The following is a 7,875-nucleotide window of genomic DNA, read 5'->3' as shown; positions in this document are numbered from 1 at the left end:
CCGCCCAGCGAGAGGTCCTGTGTGATGGGAAGCGTCGTACGGAAGTGGAAGCCGGGGCTCACGCTCGCGACGGCCGTGCTCCCCATGACCTGCAGTCCCGTGCCGTACCGGAGCGACTGCCCCTGTGCGGGCGCGGAGAGCAGCGGGGCGAAAATGCTGAGGAGAGCAAACGTACGGAGAGTCCGAATCATGATGGGTAGAATCGGTGCTTGTGTCAGTACAGGCGAACAAGAGCAATGCGATCGTGGAGTCCCTCGCAGCCGACGGAGAGGGCCCCAACGTATTGACGTCCTTGGCGTCAAGCATTTACTTTCGACTACGTCGTCCTTCTTCCCATCGGGCGGCCCATCGCGTCTCTGGCTCCTCCCCTCGTTCCATGGATGCCCTCGACAGCCCCTTCCGCTCGGCCATCGCCGGACTCCTGATCGTCGCCCTCCCCCTGGTCCTCGCCAGTGGGTGCGGGGGGAATCCTGACCAGAACCCGCCGGAGCGCGACACTTTGGAAACCGGAGACTCTCCCGATTCCTTGTCCCAGGTCGATTCGCTGGCCCGCGCCCTCGCGTCGCGGTATCTGGACTATTCCTATCAGGGCGCCTCGCTTCGCAGCACCCATCCCCTCAACGACTCTCTCTTTGCCCTAACGGCGGGGTCCAGCGCCGACGGTCCGGTTGTCCTGGTCGATACATTTTCTCTTGCCCCTGGCGCCGTGACGCACCGGGATTCGGCCCAGGCCGTCCGCGCCGAGGTGCCGCACGCCAGGCAGGTCTCCAAGACGTGGCGGCTGTCGGACCCGTCGGCGACGCGCCCCTTCACGGTGCGCATCCGCAACGGCGAGGTCACGCAGGCGCCACGGCTCGTGGGCTGGCCCGCCCTCCAGCGCCACATCCGGCGCGTGGAGCCCGACAGCGGCGACGCCATCGTGGAGCGCCTCCGCACGGAGTGGGCCAATACCACCGGCACCCGCCCCGCAGTGTAGCGCGAGGGGCGTGCCGAGGGATCGGCCGGACCGAGCCATGACTCGGTAGTTCTTGAGTGATGGCAGGAATCGCGAAAAGGAATCTCGAGCTGGACCGGCGCTTCGCATTCAGAATGCCGCGCCTACCAGCCCATTCGCTCGGTCGTGTCGGGGGAGGCGAAGGTCGTGTCGCCGAAGGCGCCCTCTCCCCCGCGCGTGCCGCACTGTACGTCCGGGTCCGCGCAGGAGGGAAGGGCAGTCGTGTCGGATCGAGCCGTGATCCGGACCCGGTCGTCGGGCGCCGGCGGTTCTTCCGTGTCCGTAGCAATCATCGTCGTGTCGGGAACCGGCGACCCCTCCTCGTTGGCCGGAGGGAGTGGGTCCGCGTCCTGCCCCCTCTCGTCCCGATCGGCAAGAACGGGGCGACCCGAAGCCCGGCCCGTGGAGTCCGGATACCTGTAGGCCACAAGCTGCGAGGCAAGGGTGTCGGGCACCTTGGAGGGCCCCAGCACGCGCCGCGACGTCCAGTAATGGCGCTGCCAGTAGTCGTCGAGGCGCGTGCGGGTCACCCCCTCGCTGGTGGAGGCGTGAATGAACTCCCGGTCCCCCGCGTAGACCCCGACGTGATTGCCCTCACCGCCGGGCTGGAAAAAGACGAGGTCGCCGGGCCGCAGCTCTTGCCGCGTGACGGTAGACCCGGCCTGCACCTGAAGCTCGGTGACGCGGGGCAGCCGCCAGCTAAACGCCTCCTGGTAGAGGGTCTGCACCAGCGCCGAGCAGTCGATGCCCTGCTTTGACTCGCCGCTCCACTCGTAAGGCACCCCCATCCAGTCCTCCGCCGCGGCCTCGATGCGCCGCCGCACCCGCGGCACGCGAAGCACCTTCACCGGCTCGGGCTGCGCCTCACCCCGGCGATCGGCGTCATCGGAGTCCTCAGCTTCACGATCCGTGCGATCGGGCCGTGAGGGGGGCGATTCCGGCTCGGGCGTCGGAGCCTTTCTCGTGTTCTCCGACGAGGAACAGCCCGTCGCCAGCCCGAGGACAAGCACCAGGGTTCCTAGGGACACGAGCACGGCCGACCACGACGAGCGAGGTGCAAGCATGGCAACACAGAAGATAATGAGAAGTGGTTGCGCGGAGCGCCAGGACCCACCTCGTCCCTTTGCGCCCCAGCACGGCGGCGATCGGGCCCCTCACGCCCCAGCCTGCCCCAGAGGATACAACGCCCAACTATTGGTATTGGGACAATCCCTGTTCTTGCTGCGACATGTCCCACTGGCGACACGATTTGTCACAATAGGCACAGGCCGTGGGCGGCGCTCAGGACGACGCGTCGTCGTGCTCCCGGACGTAGTCGGTGGGCACCTGCCCGGTGGCCCGGCGAAAGGCTTTGGTAAAGGCGGAGGCCGACTGGAAGCCCACCGCCTCAGCGACGGCGGCCACGGAGGGCGGGTCCCCGGCCAGCAGCGTCTTCGCCCGGTCGAGGCGGCGCGCCCGGATGTAGGCGGCGGGCGCGGTGTCCATTTCCTCCTTCATCCGACGCGTGAGGTGACGGCGGCTCATTCCCAGAGCGCCGGCGAGCTCCTCGACGGCAAAGCTCGGCACGTCGAGGTTGCGCTCCACGACGGCCTCGACCCGCTCGCGGAACGACGTGTCGGGGGCGTGAGGTGGGCCCGCGGTGGGCTTGCAGACGGCCAGGCGGTGGGCCACGAGGGCCCGGAGTCCCTCACGGGTGGTGGCCTCAACGCCGGGCAGGTCGAAGACGGATTCGGTCGGGAGGTCAGCCTCCGAGGGCTCTCTGGATGCCGGTGGGGCAAGCAGCAAGGCGGGAACGGCCGGGATCTCCGGATCCGCCCGGATGCGCCGGTAGAGGGCCAGGGCGCGGTCCGCGGGGCGGAGGGGACTGATCACGAGATCCGGGCCGTTCTCCAGGTCGGAGGGCCCGTCGGTCGCCGAGTGGTCGGTCAGGGTCTTATCTTCGAGACGGTCGGGATCGAGCACGCGGTAGGACGTGTCCTCGTCCAGGGCCGCCTGGAAACCGGCCGGGTCGGTCACGATGAGGACGACGGTAGACGCCTGTGACATGAGGGATCCAGGCTACGCGGAGAAGCAGGGCCGCTCGGCGCGGTCCCCAAGTCGGTTCCGTGTGGACCCCGTAGAAAATGGGTTGGCGCTGTCGATTGTAGGACAATCCCTTGCGCTCACGAGACGTGTCCCACACGCGACAGGATTTGTCGGACTCGGGAGGGCGGCCCGGGAGCGCGAGTGTGGAGGGCGCGGGAGGGGCGAAGAGGGATGGAAGAAAGGAAGAGAGGATGCATGTCTCTCTACCGGACGCCCATACGCCATCACGCCGACACGTGAAGAGAGCAACGACGTCGCCGGAAAGATATGCGTCCCAGCCCCAGGGGCATCCGCCGGACGACGCGCCGTTACGCCTCCTGCTGGTCGACGTACTCACTGGGCGTGTGCCCGACCTGCTCGCGGAAGGTCTTCGAGAAGGACGACGGCGAGCGGAAGCCCACTGCGTAGGCCACCTCCGCGATCGTCTCGGGGGCCTCCGCCAGCAGTTTCTTCGCCCGCTCGATCCGGCGCTTCCGCAGAAAGGCCGCGGGCGTCTGCCCTACCGCGTCCTTCAGGCGGCGCGTCAGCTGGCGGCGGCTCAGCGCCACGGCGTCGGCAATCTGGGTGACCGTCAGGCCCGGGTCACACAAGCGCTCTTCCACCGCCTCGACGACCTCTTCCACGAAGGGGAGGTCCTCCTCGTCCACGACCGCCGCCATGGGTTCGACCCGTACCTCCGACCGGTGCTGCTCGCGCAGGTGCTCGCGGGCGGCGAGGTGGTTGGCAATGCGCTGCCGAAGCTCTTCGGCGTCGAAGGGCTTGGTCACGTAGTCGTCGGCGCCCGTCTTGAGGCCCTCAATCTCGGCGTCCGTTCCCGCCCGCGCCGTTAGCAACAGCACCGGCGTGTGCCGAAGGGCCTCCGCGCTCTTGATCCGCTCACAGAGCTCAATCCCATCGACGGTCGGCATCATGACGTCGCTGAGGACGAGGTCCGGCGCCTTGGACTGCACGGCTGCCCATCCTTCCTCCCCGTCGGCAGCGGTGCGAACGGTCCAGTGGTCGGAGAGCTGCTCCCGCAGATAGGCGCGCATCCCGGCGTTGTCCTCCACCACCAGCACCGTCGCGGCGTCCGTCTCCGCGGGCGTCTCCTCTGCGGGCGAGCCCGCCGCGTCGTCCCCGTTGGTTCTGGAGGGGGTCCCGTCAAAGATTGGGACCCGGTCCGGCGACCCGTCCGGGGACCAGTGATCGGCCTCCCCATTCGGACTCGTGTCCACCGGCGTTCGGGGCAGGTGTACGATAAACTCAGCGCCCGCCCCCGGCGTGCTCTCCACCTCGATGGTGCCCCCATGCAGCTCTACCAGCTCGCTCGTGAGGGCCAGCCCCAGGCCCGTCCCCTCGCGTCCCTCCGTGGAGTCGGTGCCGGACCGCTCAAACTGATCGAAGATGCGGGCCTGCTCCGCCGGGTCGATGCCCGGCCCGGTGTCGGCCACCGTAATTCGGACCCCACCCTCCACCGGCGTGTCGGCGGCGGCCGGGCCGGACGGAGCGTCCTCCGTGCGGCGCAGCCGGAGGACGACCCGCCCGCCCTCGGGCGTAAACTTCACGGCGTTGCCCACGAGGTTGCTGACGATCGTCTCTACCTTCTCCGGATCAAAGCGCATCTCCACGCGCTCGGGGGGCATCTCCGTGTTCAGGGCGATGCCCTTCTGCTCGGCCTTCGACCGAAATGCCTCGGCCGTCCGCTCGACGAGGGCCGCGAGGTCGCCGGGCCGGCGGTCCAGCTCCATGCCCCCGGCCTCCAGCGTGGCCAGGTCCAGCAGCTGGTCGATCAGGCGCTGGAGGCGCTCGGCGTTGGTGGTCATGCGCCGCAGTTGATTTTCGCTGAGGGAGGCCGCCCCGTCCGTGGCGCGCTGAAGCGCGTCGCGCAGCGGGCTCAGGATGAGTGAGAGCGGCGTGCGAAATTCGTGGCTGACGTGGGCGAAGAAGCGGTTCTTGGCCTCGTCCAGCTCCTGGAGACGTTCGGCCTGCCGTTCGGTCTTTTCCTTTTGCCGGGCCAGTTCCTCCGTTCGCGTCTCGACCGCCGCCTCCAGCGTCTCCTGACGCCGCTGCAGTCGGCGCACGCGCCACCGGTACGCGGCGATGCCCAGCCCGAGGAGGCCGACTACGCCCAGCAGCTTGAACCACCACGTCTCGTAAAAATGAGGCAGCACGGTGAAGCGGAGGGGCGCATCGAGCGTGTACCACGTCTCCCCGTCGATCGTGGCCTGCACCTCGAAGTGGTGGGTCCCGGCGGCGAGGCTCGTAAACTCGGCGGTGCGGCGCCCGTGGGCCGGGGTCCAGGCCTCCCCGTCCAGCCGATACCGGAACGAAAGGTCGTCGGCGTGGCGGAGGGTGGTGGCCGAAAAGTCGAGCGCCACGCGGTAGGTGGCGGGCGCAAGCACGAGCGAGTCGAGCGGCTGGGCGGTGCCGTCAGTGCGGAGGCCGGTGACGCGGAGGGGAATCGAATCGGGGACGGCAAGCGCCGGAGCGTGCGGATCGACGGCCGCCACCCCCTTCACCGTCGAGAACCACAGCCGGCCCCTCTGGTCCTGGGTCATGGCGGGATGCATGGCGCCGTTGCACTCCCGTGCGGGCATTCCGTCGTCCGTGCCGAGCATCTGCGCGTAGAGGCGGTCCCGACGCCCGTCGGCCACGGCCTCCACCTGGGCGCGGGGCACACGGAAGATGCCGTCGTTGGAGGTCATCCAGAACGTGCCCCTTGGGGCTTCGCGAATCGCGTGGATCGTGCCGGACGGGAGGCCGTCCTCGGGCGTGACGGGCACAAAGCCCTCGCCCTCGAATCGCGCAATGCCCCCGCCGTAGGTCCCGATCCAGATCGTGCCGTCGTCGGTCTCGTAGATGTCGCGGACGTTTTTGTACGGGACCCCGTCGTCTCGGTCAAACCACTGGAGCGTCCCCTCCTCGTACCGCGCGAGCCCACGGGCCCGGGTAGCAATCCACACCGCACCCTCTTGCCCGCGATGGATCGAGAGCACCAGCGACGGCATGCGATCCGCCGGAAGGACCCGCTCGATCGTGCCGTCCCGATGCCGAAAGAGCCCTTCCCGGCTCGCAATCCACACGGCGCCTGCCGCGTCTCCGTGCAGCGCGGCCCAATCCCGGAAGGGACGACCGTTGGGCCTCCGTACCGTCTCAAATTGCTGATCCCGACGGCGGGCAATTCCGTCTTTCGTGCCGACCCAGAGGGCCCCCGTTCCGTCGTCCTGGATGCTGTGAACCTGCCCCGTCGGAAGCCCCTCCGCCGGCCCGTAGCAGGTCCGAGTCGTGTCCGTATACGCGCAGAGGCCCTGAGAGGTGGATCCCACCCAGACGGAGCCCCGCCCGTCCGCGAACACCCCCTGCGCACTGAGGCGGGTGCCCATCTCCTTGCCGATGGGCCAGACCAGCCTCGCACGGAGCCGCACCACCCCACTCCGGCCGGTGCCCACCCACCACTGACCGGCCTCGTCCCGCTCAAGGGCATGGACCAGTCCGTTCGGCACCGACGCCGCGTACGACTGCCGGATGGTGCCCCCCGAGATGCGTAGGAGACCCGTGTTGGACGTCCCGACCCAGGCGCCCCCAACCCCATCCGCTCGTAGAGAACGGACGACGCCCCCCGTGTGGTGGTACCGGGCCGTGGTGTCCGGCCCCACAGACAGCACCTCTTCGGGGGTGGCAACCCAGAGGCGCCCATCGGCCCCCACGTCGAGCGCCTGCACATCCCCCTTCGGATGCACCTCCGGACGCCGAAACCGGCCGTCGCGATAAAGAAGAAGGTCGCTCCCGGTAGACACCCACACTGAATCCGACGGCCCGGGGGCCACGTGGGCATACGCCCCAATGGGACCGACAGTGCCGGGAAGCGGCACGCGCTGGACGCCGTCCGAGGTAGACCGGTACAGCCCCGAGGGTCCGATCATCCACACCCGACCGGTCGGGGCCTCCCCAAAGGCGCGGATGTGAGGCTGCCCCTCAATCTGCCGAAACTCGTCGCCCTCCCGGATGGAGAGGCCCGTCGGAGTGCCAATCCACAGGCGTCCCGCCCGATCCTCCATGAGCGCACGAATCTTATTTCCCGCCAGTCCTTCGGTCTCCGCCCCGTCATAGGTCGTAAAGCCGGCGCCGTCGAAGGCGGCCAGTCCTTCCGCGGTCCCCACCCACAGCGTCCCGTCCCGCGACTGTTCGAGGGCCCACACCATGTTCAGCGGAAGCCCGTCCTCCACGGTCCACGACTTCGGGACGTATTCGGAGGTCCGGCCGTACAGATCGACGGGGTCGGTCGGCGACCCGGGACTCTGTTCCCGAACAGCTGGGGTGCGGAGGGCCATTGAGCGTGTGTCGGAGCGCCCGTCGTAGAGTGTGGACCAGCGGTCGGGCCCCGGATCGGCGTTGGCAACGCCTATCCACGCTCCCGCACCAAGAACGAGCAAAAGGAGTGTTTGGCGCATCCTGCCGGCAAGGAGCTGCGCAAACGGAGAACGAACCCCACGTTCTCTAGACACATCCAGTCTGCGCTTTTAACGTCGGAGGCTACACAGAGCGCTTTGAGCCCCCCTGAACAGACACGTGGTGAGCAGACTCTAGTGCTTCGTCTCACGAGGGATGCGCAGAAAAAAAGAGGCCTTCCCGAACGCACGCAAATCCAAAAAGGGACGTTCTGGATTGTCCTATGTTGGTGTCCGGAGGGACCCGCCGTCCGGGGGTTTGCCCATTCTACCATTTGCCTTACGACGGCGTGTATCGGAGCAGCCGCAGCGCATTGGCCACCACGAGCAGGGTAGACCCTTCGTGCAGCACCACGGCGGGGCCGATCT

The 7,875-nt window shown here is 68.3% G+C and carries 4 protein-coding genes and 1 pseudogene; 1 reads left to right on the top strand and 4 read right to left on the bottom strand.

The annotated features are described in order from the left end of the window. A pseudogene (locus V5A20_RS12040) lies at positions 1 to 191 on the bottom strand (hypothetical protein); the annotation flags it as partial. Positions 192 to 376: 185 nt separating this feature from the next. Between V5A20_RS12040 and V5A20_RS12035 the strand changes: the two are divergent. Further along, positions 377 to 976 (top strand): hypothetical protein, encoded by a 600-nt coding sequence (locus V5A20_RS12035; protein WP_332327432.1) that lies wholly within the window; start codon positions 377 to 379, stop codon positions 974 to 976. 122 nt (positions 977 to 1,098) lie between these two features. Here V5A20_RS12035 and V5A20_RS12030 read toward each other — a convergent pair whose 3' ends face one another. The 3 genes from V5A20_RS12030 to V5A20_RS12020 all read right to left on the bottom strand — a co-directional run bounded on the left by V5A20_RS12030 (position 1,099) and on the right by V5A20_RS12020 (position 7,509). Continuing rightward, positions 1,099 to 2,058, bottom strand: a complete 960-nt coding sequence (locus tag V5A20_RS12030) for an NlpC/P60 family protein (RefSeq protein WP_332327431.1) — start codon at positions 2,056 to 2,058, stop codon at positions 1,099 to 1,101. Positions 2,059 to 2,275: 217 nt separating this feature from the next. Continuing rightward, complete coding sequence (locus V5A20_RS12025) at positions 2,276 to 3,040, bottom strand: helix-turn-helix transcriptional regulator (protein ID WP_332327430.1); 765 nt, start codon at positions 3,038 to 3,040, stop codon at positions 2,276 to 2,278. A gap of 347 nt (positions 3,041 to 3,387) precedes the next feature. Further along, positions 3,388 to 7,509 (bottom strand): two-component regulator propeller domain-containing protein, encoded by a 4,122-nt coding sequence (locus V5A20_RS12020; protein ID WP_332327429.1) that lies wholly within the window; start codon positions 7,507 to 7,509, stop codon positions 3,388 to 3,390. Positions 7,510 to 7,875: the final 366 nt, after the last annotated feature.

This window comes from Salinibacter sp., from assembly GCF_036626415.1.
Taxonomy (GTDB): domain Bacteria; phylum Bacteroidota; class Rhodothermia; order Rhodothermales; family Salinibacteraceae; genus Salinibacter.
This window is presented reverse-complemented; position numbering and strand designations above follow the sequence as displayed.